20 protein-coding genes and 1 tRNA gene are annotated in these 22065 nt (G+C 68.4%); 15 read left to right on the forward strand and 6 right to left on the reverse strand.

All coding sequences use genetic code 11. The features are described from left to right. Positions 1 to 66 precede the first annotated feature (66 nt). Genes AAEX57_RS07235 through AAEX57_RS07245 form a run of 3 tightly spaced genes read right to left on the reverse strand, consistent with a single transcriptional unit; the run spans position 67 to position 2044 of the window. The gene (locus tag AAEX57_RS07235; protein ID WP_342091671.1) at positions 67 to 774 is read right to left on the reverse strand and encodes a hypothetical protein; all 708 of its coding nucleotides are present in this window, start codon (positions 772 to 774) and stop codon (positions 67 to 69) included. Further along, positions 729 to 1379 (reverse strand): glycosyltransferase family 39 protein, encoded by a 651-nt coding sequence (locus AAEX57_RS07240; RefSeq protein ID WP_342091672.1) that lies wholly within the window; start codon positions 1377 to 1379, stop codon positions 729 to 731. The genes AAEX57_RS07235 and AAEX57_RS07240 overlap by 46 nt, the downstream gene beginning before the upstream one ends. Further along, complete coding sequence (locus AAEX57_RS07245) at positions 1277 to 2044, reverse strand: ArnT family glycosyltransferase (protein WP_342091673.1); 768 nt, start codon at positions 2042 to 2044, stop codon at positions 1277 to 1279. Before AAEX57_RS07245 ends, AAEX57_RS07240 begins: the two co-directional genes overlap by 103 nt. Positions 2045 to 2293: 249 nt before the next feature. On the opposite strand from AAEX57_RS07245, the gene AAEX57_RS07250 reads away from it, so the two are divergent. The 5 genes from AAEX57_RS07250 (at position 2294) to AAEX57_RS07270 (ending at position 5833) form a co-directional block, all read left to right on the forward strand. Further along, positions 2294 to 2773 carry an SRPBCC family protein gene (locus AAEX57_RS07250; protein ID WP_342091674.1) on the forward strand — a complete coding sequence of 160 codons (480 nt, stop codon included), beginning with the start codon at positions 2294 to 2296 and terminating at the stop codon, positions 2771 to 2773. Next, the gene (locus AAEX57_RS07255) at positions 2770 to 4158 is read left to right on the forward strand and encodes an MFS transporter (protein WP_342091675.1); all 1389 of its coding nucleotides are present in this window, start codon (positions 2770 to 2772) and stop codon (positions 4156 to 4158) included. Before AAEX57_RS07250 ends, AAEX57_RS07255 begins: the two co-directional genes overlap by 4 nt. A 7-nt stretch (positions 4159 to 4165) precedes the next feature. Next, positions 4166 to 4699 carry a universal stress protein gene (locus AAEX57_RS07260; protein ID WP_342091676.1) on the forward strand — a complete coding sequence of 178 codons (534 nt, stop codon included), beginning with the start codon at positions 4166 to 4168 and terminating at the stop codon, positions 4697 to 4699. Between the two features lie 224 nt (positions 4700 to 4923). Next, entirely contained in the window at positions 4924 to 5142 is a 219-nt protein-coding gene (locus tag AAEX57_RS07265) for a hypothetical protein (RefSeq protein ID WP_342091677.1), read from the forward strand. A 31-nt stretch (positions 5143 to 5173) separates the two neighbouring features. Continuing rightward, positions 5174 to 5833, forward strand: coding sequence for a GNAT family N-acetyltransferase (locus tag AAEX57_RS07270; protein ID WP_342091678.1), 660 nt, complete (start codon positions 5174 to 5176; stop codon positions 5831 to 5833). Positions 5834 to 6147: 314 nt separating this feature from the next. Here the strand turns inward: AAEX57_RS07270 and ptsP are convergent, their stop codons facing one another. Beyond that, positions 6148 to 7806, reverse strand: coding sequence for a phosphoenolpyruvate--protein phosphotransferase (ptsP, locus tag AAEX57_RS07275; protein WP_342091679.1), 1659 nt, complete (start codon positions 7804 to 7806; stop codon positions 6148 to 6150). A gap of 272 nt (positions 7807 to 8078) precedes the next feature. On the opposite strand from ptsP, the gene AAEX57_RS07280 reads away from it, so the two are divergent. The 9 genes from AAEX57_RS07280 to AAEX57_RS07320 all read left to right on the forward strand — a co-directional run bounded on the left by AAEX57_RS07280 (position 8079) and on the right by AAEX57_RS07320 (position 19651). Next, entirely contained in the window at positions 8079 to 8846 is a 768-nt protein-coding gene (locus AAEX57_RS07280) for a DeoR/GlpR family DNA-binding transcription regulator (protein WP_342091680.1), read from the forward strand. Beyond that, a complete protein-coding gene (locus AAEX57_RS07285; protein WP_342091681.1) occupies positions 8843 to 9817 on the forward strand; it encodes a 1-phosphofructokinase family hexose kinase in 975 nt (324 codons plus the stop codon). Before AAEX57_RS07280 ends, AAEX57_RS07285 begins: the two co-directional genes overlap by 4 nt. A 75-nt stretch (positions 9818 to 9892) precedes the next feature. Further along, positions 9893 to 11983, forward strand: coding sequence for a PTS fructose transporter subunit IIABC (locus AAEX57_RS07290; protein ID WP_342091682.1), 2091 nt, complete (start codon positions 9893 to 9895; stop codon positions 11981 to 11983). A 42-nt stretch (positions 11984 to 12025) separates the two neighbouring features. Continuing rightward, on the forward strand, positions 12026 to 12286 hold the full coding sequence (locus AAEX57_RS07295) for an HPr family phosphocarrier protein (protein ID WP_342091683.1): 261 nt from the start codon (positions 12026 to 12028) through the stop codon (positions 12284 to 12286). A gap of 163 nt (positions 12287 to 12449) precedes the next feature. Beyond that, positions 12450 to 14861 carry a nitric-oxide reductase large subunit gene (locus AAEX57_RS07300; RefSeq protein WP_342091684.1) on the forward strand — a complete coding sequence of 804 codons (2412 nt, stop codon included), beginning with the start codon at positions 12450 to 12452 and terminating at the stop codon, positions 14859 to 14861. A gap of 212 nt (positions 14862 to 15073) precedes the next feature. Then, entirely contained in the window at positions 15074 to 16459 is a 1386-nt protein-coding gene (locus tag AAEX57_RS07305) for a S8 family serine peptidase (protein ID WP_342091685.1), read from the forward strand. 58 nt (positions 16460 to 16517) lie between these two features. After that, positions 16518 to 16591, forward strand: a tRNA-Gly gene (locus tag AAEX57_RS07310). A 102-nt stretch (positions 16592 to 16693) separates the two neighbouring features. After that, positions 16694 to 17557: a metallophosphoesterase gene (locus AAEX57_RS07315; RefSeq protein WP_342091686.1), complete on the forward strand. Its 864-nt coding sequence runs from the start codon at positions 16694 to 16696 to the stop codon at positions 17555 to 17557. Positions 17558 to 17614: 57 nt separating this feature from the next. Further along, the gene (locus AAEX57_RS07320) at positions 17615 to 19651 is read left to right on the forward strand and encodes a glycosyltransferase (protein WP_342091687.1); all 2037 of its coding nucleotides are present in this window, start codon (positions 17615 to 17617) and stop codon (positions 19649 to 19651) included. Positions 19652 to 19714: 63 nt separating this feature from the next. Here the strand turns inward: AAEX57_RS07320 and AAEX57_RS07325 are convergent, their stop codons facing one another. After that, positions 19715 to 20119, reverse strand: a complete 405-nt coding sequence (locus tag AAEX57_RS07325) for a hypothetical protein (RefSeq protein ID WP_342091688.1) — start codon at positions 20117 to 20119, stop codon at positions 19715 to 19717. A 107-nt stretch (positions 20120 to 20226) separates the two neighbouring features. Here AAEX57_RS07325 and AAEX57_RS07330 point away from each other — a divergent pair, with 107 nt between their 5' ends. After that, positions 20227 to 21210, forward strand: a complete 984-nt coding sequence (locus AAEX57_RS07330) for a ribose-phosphate diphosphokinase (protein ID WP_342091689.1) — start codon at positions 20227 to 20229, stop codon at positions 21208 to 21210. A gap of 15 nt (positions 21211 to 21225) precedes the next feature. Here AAEX57_RS07330 and AAEX57_RS07335 read toward each other — a convergent pair whose 3' ends face one another. Beyond that, complete coding sequence (locus AAEX57_RS07335) at positions 21226 to 22026, reverse strand: PIG-L deacetylase family protein (protein WP_342091690.1); 801 nt, start codon at positions 22024 to 22026, stop codon at positions 21226 to 21228. Positions 22027 to 22065: the final 39 nt, after the last annotated feature.

Raw genomic sequence — 22065 nt, forward strand, 5'->3', positions numbered from 1 at the left:
TCCCACCCCGGACGACGCAGAAGCGCCCCGGCCGAAGCCGGGGGCGTGTACTGCTGGGGGTCCGGGTTACTTCTCGCTGGTCAGGTCGTAGACGGTGGCGCTGCCCACGGTCGTGGAGCTGAAGTTGGCGGTGACCCACTCGGTGATCTCGGAGGCCGAGCCGGAGTTGCCGCCGGGGCCGCCACCCATGCCGCCGCCGGAGATGAAGTAGCTGATGTCCCCACTGGCGACGTAGGCCTTGAACTGCTCCAGGGTGACGTTGTTGTCGCTGCCGCTCCAGCCGCCGATCGACATCACCGCCGTGTCCGAGTTCAGGATGTAGCCCGCCGCCGTCTGGTCACCGATCACGGCCGCCGACCACCGGGAGCTGGTCTGGTTGAGCAGGTCGGTGAGTTCGGAGTTGGTCGACGCCGATCCGCCGGGCCCGCCCTGGCCACCGTCCTGACTGGCGGTACTGCCCGAACTGGTACCCGTCCGGGCCGTGCCTGTGGGGGCAGCGCCGCTGGGGGCGGCACCATCCTGGCCGGTGGTGCCGGTGGGCGGGGTACCACCCATCCGGCCGCCACCCACCAGGGCGACGTAGCCCATGGCCCCGGCGATGCCACCGATCAACGCCACGTAGCGGATCCAGGAGTGCCAGCCCGACGCGTTGAGCGCCAGCAGGTGGTAGCCCCAGCCCGCGGTGACGGCAATGGCCAGCCCCAGGACGGTGCGCCAGGCGACGCCGATCACCCCGTCGCGCAAGCCCGCGCGGAAGACCTCTCGGCCGGCCACCGCGATGGTGGCGGCGATCCCCCGGGGTCAGGGCGACGGCGTAGTAGGAGTGCACGGTGCCCTGCATGAAGCTGAGTACCAGCGCGGTGGAGAGCATCCAGCCGCCCCAGAGCACCAGCGAGGCGCGGGAACGGTCGGTGCGGGAGGCACGGCCGCGGGCCATGAAACCGGCGACCAGCAGGATGATCGTGGCGGGCAGGAACCAGCTGATCTCGGTACCGAACTGGCTGTTGAACATCCGGAAGATGCCGGTGCTGCCGCCGAAGCCACCGCCCTGGCCACCCCCGCCGCCACCATTGCCGGAGCCGCCGAAGATGCGGCCCAAGCCGTTGTAGCCCAGCGCCAGTTCCCACAGGGTTGTTGGTGGAGCCGCCGATGTAGGCGCGCTTGGCCGCGGGCCACAGCGAGACCAGGGTGATGAACCAGCCGGCGCTGACGATCATGCTGCCCGAGGCGGCCAGCAGGTGACCGATCCGGGTCATCAGGCTGTGGCGCGATGCAATCAGGTAGGCCAGCACGAAGCCGGGCAGCACCAGCAGGCCCTGCAGCATCTTGGTGAGGAAGGCGAAGCCGATCGCGGCACCGGCCGCCACCATCCACCACATGGCCCGGCGAGAGGCCCGCCCGGCACGCTCGCCGAGTCCGTCGAGGGCACGTCGAGCGCACGGACCACGAAGTAGCCGGCCAGGCTCATCAGCAGGGTGAGCATCGCGTCGGGATTGTCGAAGCGGAACATCAGCGCGGCAACCGGCGTCGCCAGCACCAGCGCGCCGGCCACCAGACCGGCCAGGTGGCCATGCCAGCGGCGCACCGCGGCGGCCACCGTCGCCACCGTGCCGACGCCCATCAGGGCCTGCGGCAGCAGCAGGGAGAAGGAGCTGAAGCCCAAGATCCGGGCGCTCAGGCCCATCACCCACAGCGAGGCCGGGGGCTTGTCGACGGTGATCGCATTGGCGGAGTCCAGCGAGCCGAAGAGCCACGCGCTCCAGCTCTGGGTCGCGGATTTCACGGCGGCGGCGTAGAAGTCGTTGGCGTAGCCGCTCACGGTGAGGCTCCACAGGTAGACGACGGCGGAGAGCGCCAGCAGCACCCAGAGCGCCGGGCGGGCCCAGGCCGGGTCGGTGGCGGATCCTAGGAAGAGGCGGGCCAGTCGGCCCCGCTGGGCAACGGTTCGCGGTGAGGCGTGGGCGTCGGGCCCGGGCTCGCTCACGGCGAGCGTCCCGACGGCGGGAGCCGCCCTTCGCTCGTCGAGCAGTGCGGCGGAGGTCATGGTGACAGAGCCTTTCGTTCAGGTACTGCTCCACCGTCGCGTCGGAGTCTGTGTGCCTGCTGTGCAGGCTCGGGGAGGCATCTGTGCATCGGATGTTTGAACGAAAAACTTCTCACTGCCCGGTTGCTTCCGGTTGGTAAGCAAGTGTGTTGCTTTCTCCAAGAATTCCGTGAACACCCTTACGAGCGCGGGATTGGCGGACTGATATTGACCCAGCACCCCCATGGAACCCAAGGAATGCGAGGAAGCATGCCCGCCAACATGATTCTGGTGGTGGAACGCGAGTTCCCCTATGACCGGGAGGTCATCTTCGACGCCTGGACCGTCCCGGAACAGATGAGCCAATGGCGCGGATCCCCCGGCTGGCACGTCGACCCGGCAACGGTCAGCAGTGACCTACGCGCGGGCGGCCGGCATCACCACGACAAGATCCGCGAATCCGACGGCCATGTGGTCGGCACCGACGCGATCTTCACCGAGTTCTTCCGCCCCGACGTCTTCGTCGCCAAGCAACGGATCACCGGCGACGACGGGATCAACCCCGACCAGCCGCTGGAACTGCGCGTCGAGTTCACCAAGATGGGCAAGAAGGGCACCCTGGTGCGGATCGTCCAAGGCCCCTATGACCCGTCGCAGAGTGAGCTGCACACCGAGGGCTGGACGCTGGAGCTGGAGCGCTTCAACCAGTGGCTGCAGAACAATGCCACCCCGGTGGGAGGTGCGCGATGAGCACCAGCATCACCACCGTGCGGCAGAAGCCGCTGATGAACATGAAGCAGATCCTGCTGATGAACCTCGGCTTCTTCGGCATCCAGTACTCGTTCGGCATGCAGCAGACCGCGATCAACCCGATCTACTCGATGCTGGGCGCCAGCCCCGAGGAGCTGCCGCTGCTCAACCTGGCCGGCCCGATCACTGGCCTGTTCATCCAGCCGCTGATCGGCGCGCTGAGCGACCGGACCTGGATTGAGAAGGGCTTCTTCCGTGGCCGTCGCCGTCCCTTCTTCCTGATCGGCGCCATCGGCTGCGCGGTCTGCCTGTTCCTCTTCCCCTTCGTCTGGGCCGTCTGGATGGCCGCGCTGCTGCTGTGGTTGCTGGACGCCAGCAACAACACCGCGATGGAGCCCTACCGTGCCTTCATCGCCGACAAGCTGCCCCCGTCGCAGCTCGGCAAGGGTTTCCTGGCGCAGAGCTTCTTCACCGGCCTGGGCATCACCCTGGCCAACCTGTCGATCAGCCTTTTCCAGGCCATCTTCGGCCTGGGCACCGGCGTCGGCATCCCCAAGTGGGCCTTCGGCGCCTTCATGCTGGGCTCGGTCTGCTCGCTGGTGACCGTGCTGGTCTCCGTCATCTCGACGCCGGAGAATGTTCCCTCCGACGCCGAACTGGCGGCCCTCAAAGAGAAGAAGAGCAGCGGCGGCGCCGGGGCCTTCCTCCGCGAGATCGGCGACGCGATCGTCGGCATGCCCACCGCGATGAAGGTGCTGGCACTGGTCTACTTCTTCCAGTGGTACGCCATGAACTGCTACTGGCAGTTCATCAGCCTGTGCATCGCCAAGGTGCTCTACGGCACGACGGACACCAAGTCGGCGCTCTACCAGGAGGCCGTGGCGCAGACCGGCAAGGTGAATGCCACCTACAACATCGTCACCTTCTGCATCGCCTTCAGCCTGGTGGCGCTGGCCAAGAAGCTGGGCGCCAAGTGGGTGCACGCGATCTGCCTGTGGTGTGCGACGGCCGGGTTGCTGATCTTCCCGCACATGAACAATCGTTGGCTGGAGATGGTGGCCATCGTCGGTCTGGGCATCGCCTGGGCCTCCATCATGGGCGTGCCGTACATCATGGTGGTGCGGATGATCCCCTCAACCCGTTACGGCGTCTACATGGGCATCGTGAACATGATGATCGTGATCCCGATGCTGATCCAGACGCTGACCTTCGGCTGGGTCTACAAGCACCTGCTGGGTGACAACCCGGTCAACGCCATCACCTTCGCGGCGGTCTTCCTGGCGATCGCCGGCGTGGTGATGTTGTTCATCAAGGAGCCGCCAATCGTCAAGGACGTCGAGGACATTGGCGCCGAACCCGGAACCGCAACGGTGGGAGCACACTGATATGTCCATGAATGACTACGAGACCATCGTCGTCGGCACCGACGGCTCCGCGCTGGCCGAGCCGACGGTGGCCCGGGCCGCCTGGCTGGCCGCCCGGGAGGATTCCGACCTGATCATCGTCTGCGCCTGGTCCAGCATGTCCCGCCGGGCCGAGGCCAAGAATGTCAACGCCCTGGGCAATGACGCGTCCAGTCTGGGGCAGGTGCACGGCCGGCAGGCCGCCACCCAAGCCGTGCAGCAGGCCGTTCAGATCGCAAAGAGCCACAAGGCCCGGGTCAAGGCAGCCCTGTTGGTGGACGGCGAGCCCGGATCGGCGCTGATGCAGGTGGCCGGGCAGCACCAGGCCGACCTGATCGTCGTCGGCGCGATCCAGGACGTGTCGATCGCCGATCGGCTGCTGGGCACAGTGGCCACCGACGTGGTCAAGCGCGCCACCTGCGAGGTGCTGATCGTGCGGCCCGCCATGCCGGTCACCGAGCTGGAGGTGCCGGAGGACAACACCGACGCCCCGGCGGTCCCCGAGGAGGTCCCGCTGGGCTGAGGTGCCCGCCGGGCGCACCACCCGCACCCGCTGACCGAGCTGGCCAAGGCCCCACCTTGGGTGGGTCGCCCGTCCAATTCCGAAAAGTGACCGCCAGATTCACCCCGATCCGGCCGCCCCCGCGGCGCCCACGCAGCAGGGACCGATCTGGCGGTCGTTTCTCGGAATCCGCCCCGTGAGTGCTCGTCGGACTACCCTGTGAGCGCCCACCGAAGGGAGCCACGATGAGCAATGCCCGACTTCAGTACGCGGCCTTGGTCAGCATCCTGCAAGTGCTTGCGCTGGTGGGGATGGTGTGGATCCTGGCCAATCTGACGGGCCGAAGTGTGCGTGCGGCCGCGCTGGCAATCTGGCCCGCAGTGGCCGCCGGTGCCGTCGGCATCGCGATCACCGCCACCCGCACCTACCGGTCCGGCCCTCCCGGGGATTCGCCCCGGGACTAGAGTCGTCTCACCGGCGTCCAGGGAGGTACGCGTGACCGAGTTCTTCGAGACCTTCAACAATGGCGCGCGCCATCTGCGCGAGGAGAAGGAATTCCAGAAGGTCAATGTGCTGCAGGCCAAGCGGGGTGGCCGCGGGCCGCAGCCGCTGGACCTCGAATCCGGCCGGATCGTGCTGGTGCGCCCCGGGGAACGGGTCGCCACCCGCGGGATCGAGGTGCGACGGGCCACCGCGGAGGATCATCGGGCCGCGGCCCGGGTGGCGGTGCACGCCTATCTGGACGGCGGGGAGCTGCGGCATGACGACCCCTACCTGGAGGTCTTGCGCGACTGCACCACCCGGGATCGCGACGGCGAACTGTGGGTGGCGCTGGACGGTGCTCGGGTGGTCGGCACCCTGACGTGGTGCCCGGCCGGCTCCCCGCTGCAGGAGGTGGCCGGCCCCGGCGAGGGTGAGTTCCGGGTGCTCGGGGTGGACCCGACCGCCCAGGGCAGTGGCGTCGGACGGCTGCTGGTGCAGGCCGCGATCGACCGGGCCCGAGCCGACGGCCTGAGTGCGATCGTGTTGTCGTCGTCCGAGTGGATGACCACCGCACACGCGCTCTACCGCTCGTTGGGTTTCGTCCGCACGCCCGAGCGCGACTGGTCGCCCCGCGAGGACGTGCACCTGCTCACCTACCGCCTGGAGCTGTGATTCGCCGCTGAGGGACCTCACAGGCTGCACTCCCATTGGGCTCGGCCGCCGTGGTCAGCTCCCTGCCCCACGAACCCACCCACGGTCCCCGAGCCTGTCGAGGGGTGCTGCGAGCGCGAGGAACGAGCGTGAGCAGCCCGCCCAGGCAGCGCGAGGAACGAGCGCGAACGCCTGGGCGGAACAGAAGGAACGGAGCGGAGCGACTCCCGAAAAGAGGGAACCCGGCCACCCACCAAAGTGGATGGCCGGGCTCGCTCAAGCCAGACTCGGGGCGCAGCCCCGATGGGGGTCCACGGGGGCGAAGCCCCCGTGTGTCAGCTCAGGGCCGCGCGGGCGATCTCGCGGGCTTCCTGGGTGTTGTTGGCAGCCAGGACCGCGTCGGCGGCGGCCTTGCACTGCTCGGGGGTGACCTTGGCCAGCTGGGCCCCGACGGCCGGGATGGCGGCGACGGCCATGCTGAGCGAGGTGACGCCCAGGCCCACCAGGACGCAGGCCAGGTAGGGATCGGCGGCGGCCTCGCCACAGACACCGACGGGCTTGCCGAGCTTCTGGCCGGCCGCGGCGGTCAGGCCGATCATGGCCAGCACGGCGGGCTGCCACGGATCGGTCAGCTTGGCGAGCTTGGGGCTCATCCGGTCGGCGGCCATCGTGTACTGGGTGAGGTCATTGGTGCCGATGCTCATGAACTCGACGTGCTCCAGGAACTTCTCGGCCTGGACGGCGACGGCGGGAACCTCCACCATGATGCCGGGCTTGAGGCCCCGCTCACGGCAGAGCGCGGCAAAGTCCTTGGCCTCGTCGATGGTGGCGATCATCGGCGCCATCACCCAGGTGGGCTTGCCGTCGCTGGCGGCCTTGACGGCATCCAGCTGGTTGGTGAGGATGGCGGGCTGGTTCTCGGCGATGCGCACGCCGCGCACGCCCATGGCCGGGTTCTCCTCCTCGTCGAAGTTGGCGAACTTCAGCGGCTTGTCGGAGCCCGCGTCCAGGGTGCGAACGACGACCTTCTTGCCGGGGAAGGCGCCGATCACGGAGCGGTAGATCTTGGCCTGCTCCTCGATGCTCGGCTCGTTCTCCGCGCTCAGGAAGCACAGCTCGGTGCGGAACAGGCCGATGCCCTGCGCCTCGCTGGCGGCGGCGCGGCCGGCGCCGGCGCCGTCCTGCACATTGGCCAGCACGTCAACCGGGGTGCCATCGGCCAGCTGGGCGGGTCCGCGCCAGCTGCGGATCGCCTCACGACGATCAAAATCGGCCTTGACCAGCCCTTCGGCCTCGCCGGTGTCGACGCCGGTCTTGATGGAGCCGGCGGCGCCGTCGATCAGCAGCTGGGTGCCAGCAGCGATGTGCTGCAGGCCCTCGACGGCCACGATGCACGGAATGCCCAGCTGGCGGCTGATGATGGCGGTGTGACTGGTGGGGCCACCAAGCTCGGTGACCAGGCCGATCACCAAGGTCGGATCCAAGCCAGCGGTGTCGGCGGGGGCCAAATCATCGGCCAGCAGGATGGAGGGCTGCTCGGGGGTGGGGACGCCAGGCTCCGGCTTGCCCAGCACCTCGGCGATCACCCGGTCACGGATGTCCTTCAGGTCGGTGGTGCGCTCGGCCATCAGGCCACCGATCTTCTCGAACATGGTGACGAACTCGTCGGTGGTGCGGGCGATGGCCAGGTGGCTGGGCATGCCGGTCTTGATCCGCTTGATGATCGCCTTGTGCCAGCCCTTGTCACTGGCCATGGAGGCATTGGCCTCCAGCACATTGGCGGCCACGCCGGTGGCATGGGAGGCACGCTGGGAGAGACGGCTGCTGACGGCGGCGGCAGCGGCCTGGAACCTGGCCACCTCCGCGTCGCGGCCGTTTTCGGGGATGTTCGGGCTGTGCTCGGGGAGCTGGGGCCGTGGGGCCGTCCAGATGGCGGGGGCGTAGGCGACCCCGGGGACGACGCCGGTGCCACGGAGTTCGGATGCACTGTTCATGTGGGAAAACCCTTCCAAGTCTCGCCGACGGCTTCGGCCGAGCTCGGCCGACAGCATCGAGAACCATCTGCTTCCACGCAGGTGTGGCAACACACTAGACCAAGCCTCCGACGCTTTTCAGGGGTCTGGACGAAATCAGCCGCGGGAGAAAGTTCCCCAGGAAGTTTCGCCTCACCTCTTGTGCATTCCCACACATAGCCATAGTCTTCAAACATAATCAGACACAAACCAATGTTGAATTGGGTCTGGTTGCGCCAAAGGAGGACGCACGCATGTATGCCGAGGAGCGACGACAGCTGATCGTCCAGCTCGCCCGCAGCCAGGGCCGCGTGCAGGTCAGTGCCGTCGCGGACCAGTTCAATGTCACCCCGGAGACCATCCGTCGCGACCTCGAGGTGCTGGACCGCCAGGGCGTTCTGCATCGGGTGCACGGCGGGGCGATGCCCTCGGAATTCCTGCCGCTGGGTGACCTGGCCGTCGTCGACCGGGAGAACAGTGCGGCCGAGCAGAAGGAACGGATCGCGCTGGCGGCCCTGCGGCTGCTGCCCAACCAGCCCTACAGCTCCATCCTGATCGACGCCGGCACCACCACCAGCCGCCTGGCCGCGGCGATCCCCACCAGCACCAAGATGACGATCTTCACCAATTCACTGCCAATCGCGGCCACCCTGAGCTCCCGCACCAGCGCCGATGTCCAGCTGCTGGGCGGGCACGTCCGCGGCGTGACCCAGGCCTGCGTCGGCGGCAACACCGTCGCCTGGCTGAGCAAGCTGCGGGTGGACGTCTGCTTCCTGGGGACCAACGGGATCTCCGCCGGCCACGGCCTCTCGACACCGGACAGCGAGGAGGCCATCGTCAAGGAACAGATGGTCCGCTGCGGGCGTCGCGTCGTGGTCCTGGCCGACAGCCGCAAATTCGGCGCCGAAACCGCCACCAGCTTTGCCACCATGGATGACATCGACGTGGTCGTCACGGATGCCGTCACCGATCTGCAGCGTCGCAGCTGCACCGAACGAGGAATTGAGGTCGTCGTCGCATGATCATCACCTTCACCGCCAATCCCAGCCTGGACCGCACCGCCCGGGTTGAGGGCACCGTGACCCGGGGCGGAGTGAACCGGCTGGGGCCGGCCACCAGCGAACCCGGCGGCAAGGGCGTCAATGTCGCCCGCGCCATCCAACTGGCCGGCCAGCCGGTCATCACCGTGCTGCCCGCCGACGACAAGGATCCGCTGCTCGCCGGGCTGGATGCCCTGGGCGTCGCCTACCGCAATGTGCCGACCGGCCGCCCGGTGCGCTCCAACCTGACCCTGGTGGAGGCCGACGGCACAACCAGCAAGTTCAACGAGCCCGGCCCGACGCTGGACGAGGAATTGCTGGTCACCCTGCGCAACACCGTGGTGGGCGCTGCCCGGCAGAGCAATGGTTCGGTGGCCAGCTGGGCCGTCCTGGCCGGATCGCTGCCGCCCGGCGCCCCCACCAACTCCTACGTCCACCTGATCAACCAGCTGCACGAGCTTGGCGTGCGGGTGGCCGTCGACACCTCCGACGCCCCGCTGCAGGCCCTGGCCGCGGTGCTGCCGAAGACCGCCCCCGACCTGGTCAAGCCAAATTCGGAGGAGCTGGGGCAGCTGTGCGGGATCGACGGGCTGGCGCTGGAGGACGAGGCTGCCAAGGGCAACTGGGCGCCGGTATTGGAGGCCGCCCGCAGCCTGACCGCGCAGGGGATCGGCTCCGTGCTGGTGACCCTCGGCGGCTCCGGCGCCCTGCTGGTCACCGCCGACGGCGCCTGGCATGCCACCCCCCCGGCCATCACCGTCGCCTCCACCGTGGGCGCCGGCGACTCCTCGCTGGCCGGCTACCTGCTGGCCGACGTCGAGGGCCTGGACGCCCCGGAGCGACTGCGTCGGGCCGTCGCCTATGGCTCGGGCGCCGCCGCGCTGCCCGGCTCCCAACTCCCCCACCCCGATCAGACGCTGCCCGACCAGGTCACCGTCACGCCCGTGGGCTGAGCCCAAACCCACCGCACAGCACCCGCAGTATTAACACCCCAGAGCCCACGGGCTCACCCATCTGGAAGGTTCCACATGTCCACACCATCACTGATCGAGCCGGGCCTGGTTGCCCTGGACACCGATCTTGGCCGCACCAAGGACGAGGTGATCCGCGGCCTGGCCGGCATCGTCGCCGCCACCGGGCGCGCCGAGGCCGACGGCCTGGCCGCCGATGCCCTGGCCCGCGAGGCCAAGTCCCCCACCGGGATGCCCGGTGGCTTTGCCATCCCGCACTGCCGCTCCGCCGCGGTGAACACCGCCTCACTGGGCTTCGCCCGGCTGAGCACTCCGGTCGACTTCGGTGACAAGGGCGGCCCGGCCGACCTGGTCTTCCTGATCGCCGCCGCCGAATCCGGTGGCGCGGACCACATGAAGCTGCTCACCAAGCTCGCCCGCGCGCTGGTGAAGAAGGATTTCCTGACCGCGCTGCGCGAGGCTCGAACGGCCGACGAGATCGTCACCCTGGTCAGGGGCGTGGTGGAGCCCGACGGCATGGACGCCGCCGCTGCCCCCGTCGCCGCCGCGGCCGCCGGTTCCACGGCTGCCGTCGCCAGCACCGAGGTCGGCAAGCCGTCGATCATCGCGATCACCGCCTGCCCCACCGGCATCGCGCACACCTACATGGCCGCCGACTACCTCACCGGCGCCGGCGAGGAGATGGGCGTCGAGATCGTCACCGAGCCGCAGGGTTCGACGGCAACCGATCCGGTGAGCGCGGATCAGATCAAGGCCGCCACCGCCGTGATCTTCGCCACCGACGTCGGCGTCAAGGGCCGGGAGCGCTTCGCCGGGCTGCCGGTGATCGAGTCCGGCGTGAAGCGCGCGATCAACGAGCCGAAGAAGATGATCGAGGAAGCCCTGGCGGCCGCCAAGGATCCCAATGCTCCCCGGGTGAAGGGGGATGCCGCCGCGGCGGCCGCCGGTGCCGGTGGTGCCCGGAGCCAGCTGGGCTGGGGCAAGCGGATCCAGCAGGCCCTGATGACTGGTGTGTCCTACATGGTGCCCTTCGTCGCGGCCGGCGGTCTGCTGATTGCCCTGGGCTTCCTGCTGGGCGGCTACCAGATCCCCTTCGTCGGGGATCACATCCTGGGCAACTACTCGATCACCAACCTGCCCAGCTACACCGAGGTGGCCAATGCCACCAAGGACGGCGCGGCCCTGTTCACCCCGGACAAGGTGAACAGCCTGCCGCACAACGGAATCCTGCTCTACCTGGGCGCGATGCTGTGGAAGCTGGGCGCCCTGGCCTTCGGCTTCCTGCTGCCCGCCCTGGCCGGCTACATCGCCTTCGCGATGGCCGACCGCCCCGGCATCGTCCCCGGCTTCGTCGCCGGTGCCGTGGCCGGCGCCACCGACGCGGGCTTCCTGGGTGCCCTGGTCGGCGGCCTGATCGCCGGTGCCGTGGCCGCCTGGATCGGTGGCTGGAAGGTGCCCCGCTGGCTGCGCGGCCTGATGCCCGTCGTGATCATCCCGCTGTTCGCCAGCCTGGTTGCCGGCGGCCTGATGTACCTCGTGCTGGCCAAGCCGATCTCCGCGCTGATGCGGATGATGACCAATGGCCTCAACGGCATGACGGGCGCCTCGATCGTCCTGCTGGGCGTGATCCTCGGCCTGATGATGTGCTTCGACCTGGGTGGCCCGGTCAACAAGACCGCCTACCTGTTCGCCACCACCAACCTGACCGTCGCCGCCGTCGCCACGCCGTCGATGAAGATCATGGCCGCCGTGATGGCCGCCGGCATGGTGCCCCCGATCGCCCTGGCGATCGCCACCGCGCTGCGGCCCAAGCTGTTCACCAAGGTGGAACAGGAGAATGGCACCGCCTGCTGGCTGCTGGGCGCCTCCTTCATCAGCGAGGGTGCGATCCCCTTTGCCGCGGCCGATCCGCTGCGGATCATCCCGGCCACCATGGTCGGCGGTGCCATCACCGGCGGCCTGACCATGGCCCTGGGCGCGGCCTCCAAGGCCCCGCACGGCGGCTTCTTCGTCTTCTTCGCGATGGACAAGTTCTGGGCCTTCGTGCTCTCGATCCTGATCGGCTCGGTGGTTGCGGGCCTGCTGGTGATCGTGCTGAAGTCGATGAAGAAGAAGGAAGTTTCGGACCCGACTGCCGTCGCGGCCTGAGATCAGTCACAATTGACCCACTCACTGTTGAAAGGAACCACCATGGCTAGCAAGACCGTTACCGTCGGCTCCAGCGTCGGCCTGCACGCCCGCCCCGCCGCCATCATCGCCGAGGCCGCCGGCGAGTACGACGACGAGATCACCCTGTCGGTCGATGGCGAGGAGGGCGTCGACGCCAGCTCCCCGCTGCTGATCATGACCCTTGGTGCCGAGAAGGGTGCCCAGGTCACCGTCGAGAGCGACGACGAGGCTGCCGTCGAGGCCATCGCCGCGCTGGTCGAGAAGGACCTCGACGCCGAGTGAGCATCCCCGCCTCCCGTCGCCGACGGGAAGCATGAAGAGGGCCGGACACCAATGTGTCCGGCCCTCTTTGACTTCCATGGACCCTCACCCCACCCCCTCGCCACGCATCGGTTCGAGATATGCCACTATTAGCACGGAATCTTCCGTACTAAAGGGGAATGTCTTGTCACTCAAGGAAAGTGCGCCGCCGGGAGGCGCCCAACCCGTCCCGCGCACCACCGGCCACCGGATGTCCAGCCGGGATCGCCGCTGGTGGATCGCCCTGGCCACCGTCGTCCTGGGCTCCTTCGTCGTGCTGCTCTACATGGGCATGCGGATCGACCACTCCAAGCCACCGATCCCCACCAGCGTGGTGGCCGCCGACGGCACCGAGCTGATCAGCAAGGGCGAGATCATGGACGGCCAGCGCGTCTGGCAGTCCATCGGCGGCCAGCAGGTGGGTTCGATCTGGGGCCATGGCGCCTACGTCGCCCCGGACTGGACGGCCGACTGGCTGCACCGCGAATCCACCTTCCTGCTGGACGGCTACGCCAAGGCCGATGGCGCCAAGGACTACGCCAGCCTCGACGCGGAGAAGCAGGCCGCCCTGCAGGCCCGGCTCAAGAAGGCCATGCGAACCAATACCTATGACTCCCGGACCGGCACCATCACCCTGGCGCCCGGCCGTGAAGCGGCCTTCAAGGCCAACTCCGCCCACTATGCGGACATCTTCGCCAACGGCCACGAGCCCTACGCCATCGCCAAGGGCGCCGTGAAGGATCCCGAGGCCATGAAGAAGATGAATGCCTTCTTCTGGTGGTCCAGCTGGGCCGCCTCCACCGACCGCATGGACGGCAGTGAGTCCTACACCGCCAACTGGCCGCATGAACCCCTGGTGGGCAATGCCCCCACCACCACCAATGTGCTGTGGAGCATCATCAGCTTCATCCTCTTGCTGGGTGGCATCTCCGGCATGGTCTGGTACCACAACCTGCATGACGAGGACGAGGTGACCGACGAGGCACCCGTCAACGACCCGCTGCTGGGCTACCAGGCCACCCCGTCGCAGAAGGCCACGCTGAAGTACTTCTTCGTCGTCGGCGGCCTCTTCCTGCTGCAGATCGCCATGGGCATCCTGTCCGCCCACTACGGCGTCGAGGGTGGTTCCCTGTACGGCATCCCGATCGACAAGATCCTGCCCTACACCGTCGTGCGCACCTGGCACACCCAGTTGGGCATCCTGTGGATCGCGACGGCCTGGCTGGCCACCGGCCTGTACGTCGCGCCCGCCGTGGGTGGCCGCGAGCCCAAGCTGCAGAAGCTGGGCGTCAACGTGCTCTTCTACGCGCTCGTGCTGGTGGTGCTGGGCTCCATGCTCGGCGAATGGCTGTCCATCCGCGGCTCCCTGGGCTACGGCACCGAACTGAGCTGGTGGCTGGGCACCACCGGCATGGAATACCTGGACCTGGCCCGTCTCTGGCAGATCGGGCTGTTCATCGGCCTGTTCCTCTGGTTCTTCCTGATGGCCCGCGGCATGTGGCCGGCGATCGGCCGCGCCAAGCAGCAGGGCCGGGTGGAGCCCACCGACGAGGCTCCGCTGCAGTCCGGCTCCCAACGCACCCTGGTGGCCATGCTGCTGATGAGCTGCCTGGCGATCGCCTCCTTCTTCGGCGCCGCCTTCGGGATGGGCCACGACACCCACCTGTCGATCACCGAGTACTGGCGCTGGTGGGTGGTGCACCTGTGGGTGGAGGGCTTCTTCGAGGTCTTCGCCACCGTGGTGATCGCCTTCCTGTTCAGCCGGCTGCGGCTGGTCCGTCCTGCCGTCGCGGCGACGGCCACCATCTCGTCGACGACGATCTTCCTGTTCGGCGGCATCATCGGCACCGGACACCACCTCTACTTCTCCGGTTCCGACGACGTGGTGATGGCGCTGTCCGCCGCCTTCAGCGCGCTCGAGGTGGTGCCGCTGGCCCTGATCGGCTTCGAGGCCATCCGCAACCTGCGGATCCTCAAGGTCAGCGAATGGGTGGCCGGCTACAAGTGGGCCATCTACTTCTTCGTCTCCGTCTCCTTCTGGAACATGCTGGGCGCCGGCGTCTTCGGCTTCCTGATCAACCCGCCGATCTCGCTGTTCTACGTCCAGGGCCTGAACCTCACCCCGCTGCACGCCCACACCGCCCTGTTCGGGGTCTACGGCATGCTCGGGATCGGCCTGATGCTGTTCTGCGTGCGCAGCCTGATGCCCGGCCGGGAGTGGAATGAGCGCTGGATCAAGTGGGGCTTCTGGCTGATGAATGGCGGCCTGCTGGCGATGAGCCTGCTCAGCCTGCTGCCGCTGGGTCTGGCGCAGGCCTGGGCCAGCATCTCGGTGGGAACCTGGTGGGCCCGCAGCGCGGACTTCCTGTACACCCCGACACTGACCGTGCTGCGTTGGATGCGCACCCCCGGCGACATCCTGTTCGCCCTGGGTGCGCTCTCGATCGGGCTGTTCATGGTGGGCCTGCTGACCGGCCACTCCTACCGCAGCCACGAGCCGATCCACCGGGCCGGACGACTGGAGGCGGACCCGCTGGAGGAGGACCAGCTGGTCTGAATTCCTCCTCCTAGTCCGGAGGGGTTTTCACGACGAGGGGTGGGGCTTCGGCCCCGCCCCTCGTCGGCATTCGCCGAGGCTGAGGATGTCTCAGCGAACCCTTGTCGAATTAACACCGGATCTGGTCTGAAGTACCCCTTGGGCGGGGGTTGGATGGACCTGTCACCCGCTGAGGGTCCCGGGTCGCGGGTGATGACGTCGAAGGGGAAGCAATGTTCAGCTCAGTCCGCAAGGGCCTCAACCGGGCCCTGGCCACCACGCTCACCACCGTCATGCTCGGCGGCGGTTTGTTGGGTCTTGGTTCCGGACAGCACAGTGCCGAGGCCGCCGGTGCCACCCACTCCTACCTGGTGAACGCCCGCACCCCCCAGCAGACCGCCGCCGCCCAGGCCGCCGCCGTGAAGGCCGGCGGCAAGGTGGTGCAGAGCTGGCCGCAGATCGGCGTGATCGTGGTGCGCTCCACCAACCCCAACTACCTGAGGTCGTTGAGCCGGCAGCGCAACAAGGCCGTCCTCTCCGCGGGCGACGCGCGGATGGAGGCCGCGCGAGAGAAGGCCGTGACCGGCCGTTCCGTCGCGGTCCCCGCGACCGTGCGCAAGGTGACCTCCGCCACTTCCCCCAGCGCCTCGCGAGCCAAGACCGACCCGATGGCCAGGAAGCAGGCACATCTGGGGGTCGTCCGCGCCACCTCCGCGCAGCAGCTGACCCTCGGTTCCCGCTCCGTCGTCGTGGGCGTGCTGGACACCGGCATCGACGACCGCCACCCCGACCTGAAGGCCAATTTCAGCCGGGCCGACTCGATCGACTGCACCGCTGGTGGCCGGCCGAACACCGCGAACCAGGCCTGGCGGGGCAACGACAGCCACGGCACCCACGTCGCCGGCACCATCGCCGCCGCCCGGAATGGCTACGGCGTCACCGGCGTCGCCCCCAATGTGAAGGTCGCCTCGGTGAAGGTGGTCAACTCCGCGGGCGAGAGCTTCCCCGAGTACCTGGTCTGCGGCTTCATGTGGTCCGGGATGCGACAGCTGACCGTCACCAACACCTCGCTCAACCTCTTCGACCTGTGGTGCGGCGAGCTGGGGATCACCGGCCCGGCCCGGCTCTCCGTGACCCGCGCGATCAACTACGCCGCCGGCCGCGGCGTGCTGCACGTCTCGTCTGCCGGCAATGCCGGGATGGACGTCAGCTGGCAGCGCGGCGAGACCTGCCACGACCCGGTGGCCGAGAGCCCCAATGTGCTGCACGTGGCCTCCGTGACCAACAAGGGCCGACTGAGCGAGTTCTCCAGTTATGGCCGACGCATGGTGGACATCGCGGCGCCCGGCGAGGGCGTGCTCTCCGACTCCACCGGCCGCGGCTTCGAGAAGCGCACCGGCACCTCCCAGGCCGCCCCGCAGGTAGCCGGCACGTTGGCGCTGATGAAGTCCCGCAAGCCGTCGGCCAGCAACACCCGACTGGTCAGCACCCTGCGCAAGACCACCAAGGCCGTGCTGCTGCGCACCGTCGGCCCCGACTGCCGGGGCACTGCCCGAAACAACAGCTGCACCGGCGCCGGCCAGCTGGACAGCTACGCCGCGGTCAAGGCGATCCGCTGACCAGACGTCGCGTTCGATTGGCCGCAGAACCCCGCCCCGCGTTATAGTTGCTCTTCTTGCGGGTGTAGTTCAGTAGCAGAACACCCACCTTCCTGGTGGGAGAGCTTGGTGCAATTCCCGGCGCCCGCTCCAAGACTCAGGGCCTTGGCCATCCGGCCAGGGCCCTGTTTTCATGACTGACCTGCAGACTTCGGTCGGATGGCCGTCGGTCCTGGGCTCCGTAGGCTGGTTGGTGTGACCTTCCCCATTGCCACGCCCCGCCCGTCCCTGCCCCGACGCCTGTTCCGCTGGGCCGTGCGCCTGCTGCTGGCGGGGGCGGTACTGCTGGGGCTGCTGGCCGGGATGAGCTGGTACGAGGTGACCCACACCAAGGTCGCGAAATTGGAGCTGACCAGCAGCAAGATCACCGGGCGAGCGCTGCGCGTGCTGCAGATCACGGACCTGCATGATCTGCAGTACACCAGTCAGCGCGATGACCTGATCACGATGGCGCGGACGCAGAATCCGGACCTGATCGCCCTGACCGGGGACTTCGTGAACACCAATACCCGCGACTTCGGCCGGCTCGACACCTGGTTCGGCCAACTGGAGGAGCTGAAGATCCCGATGTTTGCGGTGCCCGGCAACCACGACCACTGGCAGGGCAACCTGCCCGGGCTGGAGAAGATGCTGACCAGCCACGGGGTGGCCGTGCTGGACGACCGGCACGTCCGCCTCGACGGCCCGTGGGGCGCGCTGGACGTGATCGGCACCGATGACTACTACACCCGGCGCGGGCGGCTGGCACTCGCGATGGACGGCACCCGGCCCGACGCGTACCAGCTGGTGCTGACCCACGCGCCGGAGATCCGGCGGGACCTGGCCGCGTCCACCGCCGATCTGGTGATCTGCGGCCACACCCACGGCGGACAGGTACGGATCCCCGGGGTGGGGGCCATCGTGGCGCCCGGCCAGCCCTACTTCCCGGACTATGACAAGGGGCTCTACGAGATCGGAAAGTCCAAGCTGTACATCGATTCCGGGGTGGGCCAGACGGCACCGCTGCGCCTGTTCGACCAGTCCCAGATGACCCTGATCGCCATCAGACCCACCCGCTGAGCCATTCCCCGGGCAGGGCCACCAATTTCTGTCGGTGGCGAATGCTAGGTTCCCTGCATGGCACGAATCGGCTTCATCTCGCTGCACACTTCCCCGCTCGATTCGCCCGGCTCCAAGGACGCGGGCGGGATGAACGTCGTCGAGGTGCACCAGGCCAAGGCGCTGGCCGACCGGGGGCACGTCGTCGAGCTGGTCACTCGTCGGGACAACACGGAGCTGCCCGACGTGACCGAGATCCACCCCGGGGTGACGGTCCGGCAGATCGTCGCCGGGCCCACCGAGCCGCTGGCCAAGAGCGCCCAGGATGAGTGGATCGACGACTTCTCCGCCGCGCTGGCCCGGCTGGAACCCTATGACGTCGTGCACTCGCAGCACTGGATGAGCGGGGTGGCGGCGCTGCCGGTCGCGAAGCGCTGGGGCGTGCCGCACGTGCAGAGCTTCCATTCGGTGGCGGCGCTGCCGGGTGATCCGCTGAGCGAGGGCGAGCCGCCCGAATCGCCCGGACGCAATGCCGGGGAACGACTGATCGCGCGCGAGTCGGATCTGGTGATCGCCGTCAGCCAGTACGAGGCGAAGACCATCGTCGAGCGTTGCGGGGCCGATCCGGAACGCGTCATGGTGGTGCACCCCGGGGTGGACACGGAGCTCTTCCACCCGCTGGACGACGACTGCCGCCGGTGGAACCCGGAGCTGAACAGCCCGGACGAGCCGCCGCAGTTCGGCCCGGTCTGCGTCGCCCCCAATCCCAATGGCTACCTGCTCTTTGCCGCCCGGCTGCAGCCGCTGAAGGCGCCCGATCTGGCGCTGGTGGCGGTGGCCGGCATCCCCGACGAGCTCCGCCCCACGCTGGTGATCGCCGGCGAGGCCAGCCAGGATTTCGCCAGCTACCGCGACGAACTGATCGACCTGAGCCAGAACCTGGGGATCGCCCACCAGACCTGTTGGCTGGGATCCCAGACCCGGGAGGATCTGGCCCGACTGGTCCGAGGAGCCCGCGCGGTGCTGGTGCCGTCGTTCAGCGAGACCTTCGGGCTGATCGCCCTGGAGGCCCAGGCCTGTGGCGTCGCCGTGGTCTCCGCCGATTCCGGCGGCCTGCGGGAGGCCGTGGCCGACCAGGAGACCGGCGTACTGGTGACCGAGCGAAGCGCCGAGGCATGGACGTCGGTGTTGACCGATCTACTGCGTGCCCCGGACCGGTTGTGCGAACTGGGCCGGGCCGGCCGCCAGCGCGCCCTGGGCTTTGGTTGGGATGCGGTGGCCGGGCAGTTGGAGACCCATTACGAGTCGCTGGCCGGCAAGGGCCCCCTTGACAAAGCCTGTCCTGAGCCTGTCGAGGCCCCTCTCGCCCCGGCCGACCGCAGCATCCTGCAGGGTGTCACCCGGGTGCTCTTCTGCCACGCGCACCCCGACGACGAAACTCTCGCCACCGGAGCTCTGATCGCCCACCTGACCGGCCGCGGGATCGCCTGTGACCTGGTGACCGCGACCCGTGGCGAGATGGGCGAGGTGGTTCCCGGGCCGCTCAGCCACCTGGCCGGGACGCCGCAACTGGAGGCCCACCGGGAGGGTGAGCTGACCGGGGCGTTGCGGGAACTGGGCATCCAGCGGCACGTCTGGCTGGGCACCGAACCCGCCCGGGCCGATGCGCTGCCCACCCGGATCTACCGGGATTCGGGGATGGAGTGGATCCGCCCCGGTCTGGCCGGCTCCGCCGATGCCACCGACGAGCGCAGCTTCACCTTTGCCGACATCGATGATGCGGTGGCGGATCTGGCGAGCGCGATCAATGCCTGGCGGCCGGATCTGGTGGTCAGCTACGACGCCGAGGGCGGCTACGGTCACCCCGACCACGTCCGGATGCACGAAGTGGCCGGGCGCGCCGCCCGCCAGCTGGGGGTGCCGTTCGCGGAGATCCGGCACCAGCCGGGCCCGTCCGTGGAATGGTTCGAGCTGCCGGAGACCCTGCCCGTCGTCGCGAAGGCGCTGCGACAGCACGCCACCCAGCTGACGGTGCAGCCCAATGGCACCGAGGTGGTGCATTCCGGCGGGCAGCGGGATCCGATCGTGACCGCCGTCGGACTCGCGGCCCACTGACCCGGGAGCGACCCGGACACGGCAGGACCCCGGCCAGCTGGCCGGGGTCCGCCGTGGACAGGGTCAGCGGTGGCCGCGGATCCGCTTGTCCAGCAGGGTGTACAGGCTGACGGCGGCACCGGTGAAGGCCAGGCCTAGCGCCACGTGCAGCCACTTCAGGCCGCCGCTGCCGCCGATCATCTCGCCCAGACCGGTCTGCAGGATGGCCAGCACCGGCAGGCTCAGCGAATGGAAGAACAGGCCCTTGGCGCTCGCGTCGGCCTTGCGGGTCTGGAAGGCGAAGAAGGCGGCGACGACGCTGGCCAGCAGGGTGAGGTAGCCGAAGCCGCTGTGCGCCTTGGCGATCGCGACGGAGTTGTACCCGGTGAGCATGGCGATGCCCAGGGCGAGCTGCACGAAGACCGAGGCGATGATCACCAGCGCGGTGGTCTTGAGGCGGGAAAGGGTGGGAGTGACGGTGGTAGCCATGCTCTGAGCCTACGGGATTCTCCGTCGGTGACGGTTCACCCTCCGCGGCCACCGGCGCGCGCCCGCGACGCTAGTCTGGTCCCACCACCACCCGCGGAAGGCACCTCGTGAAGGACATCGTCATCTTCTCCGGAACGGCCCATCAGCAGTTGGCACAGGAGATCTGCCAGAACCTGGGCGTGCAGCTCAGCGGGGTCGACATCCGTCGTTTCAGCAATGACTGCATCCAGGCACAGCTGCTGACCAACTGCCGCCGCCGCGACGTGTACATCGTGCAGCCCCTGGTTCCCCCGACACAGGAGAACCTGATGGAGCTGCTGCTGATGATCGATGCCGCCCGCGGCGCCTCCGCCGAGTACATCACCGCCGTGATGCCGCACTATGCCTACGCGCGCAGCGACAAGAAGGACGCCAGCCGGATCTCCATGGGCGGCCGGCTGGTGGCCGACATGTTGAAGACCGCCGGTGCCACCCGCGTCCTCACCATGAGCCTGCATTCCCCGCAGGTGCAGGGATTCTTCTCCATGCCGGTGGACCAGCTGACCGCCATCGGGGTGTTGGCCGAGCACTATCAGGGCAAGGACCTGACCGATTGGGTGGTGGTCTCCCCCGACTTCGGCAATGCCAAGGAGGCGGCCACCTTCGCCCGGCTGCTCGGGCTGCCGATGGCCGTCGGCTCCAAGAAGCGGGTCTCCGACGACAAGGTGGTGATCGACTCGATCGTCGGCGACGTGGTGGGCAAGAAGGCCATCGTGATCGACGACGAGATCGCCACCGGCGGCTCGATCCTGGAATTGCTGGACAAGCTGGAGGAGTTCGGCTGTCAGCAGGCCTCGGTCTGCACCACGCACGGCTTGTTCAACGGCAAGGCCGTCGAGCGGCTGCAGGGTCACCACATGATCACCGAGGTGGTCACCACCAACACCGTTCCGCAGGATCACCCCGACTGGACCCACCTGCAGGTGCGCAGCGTCGCCGGGCTCTTCGCCGAGGCGATCCGCCGCACCCACGACGGCAAGAGCGTCAGCAAGCTCTTCCGCGGAGTGGATCCGCAGTACGCCCCTCCGCCGCCCCGCGACGGGCTCTTCTGATCAACCCGGTCTGGATCACCCCAGTGGAGTGAAGGGCCAGCCCTCCACCATCCCGTTCGGGTTGCCGTGCTCCCGGTAGAACTCCCGGCCGAACATGGCCGCGAAGGACGCGTCGTCGAAGCCGGTCAGCATGCCGATGTCGGTGACCTGGCTGGCGTGGCAGAGCAGCGCCTGGCGCTTCAGCGACAGCTGCGCCGAGACGTCCACCGACCAGTGGATCTCCGCCTGGGGCGTGCCCATCGGGTTGCCGTCGTCGGCCGGGCCGGTGGGGTCGAAGGCCAGCTCCATCCCCTGCTCCTTGGCGGCCTGCACCATCCGGACGGTCTCGTCACGGTTGATGGTCACCTCCAACACCCGGGGGCGACGCCTGGCCAGGGCCGCGGCCCGGTAGGCGACCGGGTGCACCTTGACGTGGTCGGGGTGGCCGTAGTTGCCATGCCAGTCATAGCCGACCAGCACGTCGGCGTCCTCCTCGTCCAGGATCTTCGCCAGCCGAGCCGCGGCCTCGTCCAGATCCGCGGCGTGGAAGGAGCCGGGGTCGTCATTCATCTCCCAGCCGGTCATGCCGGAATCGCTGTAGCCCAGCCATTCAACCCGGGCGGTGCCCAGCACCTCGGCAGAGGCAGCGGCCTCCTTGCGTCGCCGCTCGACGATGGTCTCGCCCGGCGCCAGATCATCAGGCACCTCGCCGTGGTCGCCATTGGTGGCATAGACCAGGACGACGCGGTCACCCTGCTGGGTGGCTCGGGCCATGGAGCCGGCGGTGCCGGAGGCCTCGTCGTCGGGGTGGGCGTGCAGGAAGACGATCGTGCTCATGGGCTCCATCATCCCACGCAGAGCAGTTGATTCCTCAAT

Origin of the sequence: Luteococcus sp. H91, from assembly GCF_038433135.1 — a bacterium.
Classification (GTDB): domain Bacteria; phylum Actinomycetota; class Actinomycetes; order Propionibacteriales; family Propionibacteriaceae; genus Luteococcus.

Coding starts and splice junctions, on each gene's coding strand:
- AAEX57_RS07240 (WP_342091672.1), bottom strand. CDS start 1,379: ATGTGGTGGATGGTGGCGGCCGGTGCCGCGATCGGCTTCGCCTTCCTC.
- AAEX57_RS07245 (WP_342091673.1), bottom strand. CDS start 2,044: ATGACCTCCGCCGCACTGCTCGACGAGCGAAGGGCGGCTCCCGCCGTC.
- AAEX57_RS07250 (WP_342091674.1), top strand. CDS start 2,294: ATGCCCGCCAACATGATTCTGGTGGTGGAACGCGAGTTCCCCTATGAC.
- AAEX57_RS07255 (WP_342091675.1), top strand. CDS start 2,770: ATGAGCACCAGCATCACCACCGTGCGGCAGAAGCCGCTGATGAACATG.
- AAEX57_RS07260 (WP_342091676.1), top strand. CDS start 4,166: ATGAATGACTACGAGACCATCGTCGTCGGCACCGACGGCTCCGCGCTG.
- AAEX57_RS07265 (WP_342091677.1), top strand. CDS start 4,924: ATGAGCAATGCCCGACTTCAGTACGCGGCCTTGGTCAGCATCCTGCAA.
- ptsP (WP_342091679.1), bottom strand. CDS start 7,806: ATGAACAGTGCATCCGAACTCCGTGGCACCGGCGTCGTCCCCGGGGTC.
- AAEX57_RS07280 (WP_342091680.1), top strand. CDS start 8,079: ATGTATGCCGAGGAGCGACGACAGCTGATCGTCCAGCTCGCCCGCAGC.
- AAEX57_RS07285 (WP_342091681.1), top strand. CDS start 8,843: ATGATCATCACCTTCACCGCCAATCCCAGCCTGGACCGCACCGCCCGG.
- AAEX57_RS07290 (WP_342091682.1), top strand. CDS start 9,893: ATGTCCACACCATCACTGATCGAGCCGGGCCTGGTTGCCCTGGACACC.
- AAEX57_RS07295 (WP_342091683.1), top strand. CDS start 12,026: ATGGCTAGCAAGACCGTTACCGTCGGCTCCAGCGTCGGCCTGCACGCC.
- AAEX57_RS07305 (WP_342091685.1), top strand. CDS start 15,074: ATGTTCAGCTCAGTCCGCAAGGGCCTCAACCGGGCCCTGGCCACCACG.
- AAEX57_RS07320 (WP_342091687.1), top strand. CDS start 17,615: ATGGCACGAATCGGCTTCATCTCGCTGCACACTTCCCCGCTCGATTCG.
- AAEX57_RS07325 (WP_342091688.1), bottom strand. CDS start 20,119: ATGGCTACCACCGTCACTCCCACCCTTTCCCGCCTCAAGACCACCGCG.
- AAEX57_RS07335 (WP_342091690.1), bottom strand. CDS start 22,026: ATGAGCACGATCGTCTTCCTGCACGCCCACCCCGACGACGAGGCCTCC.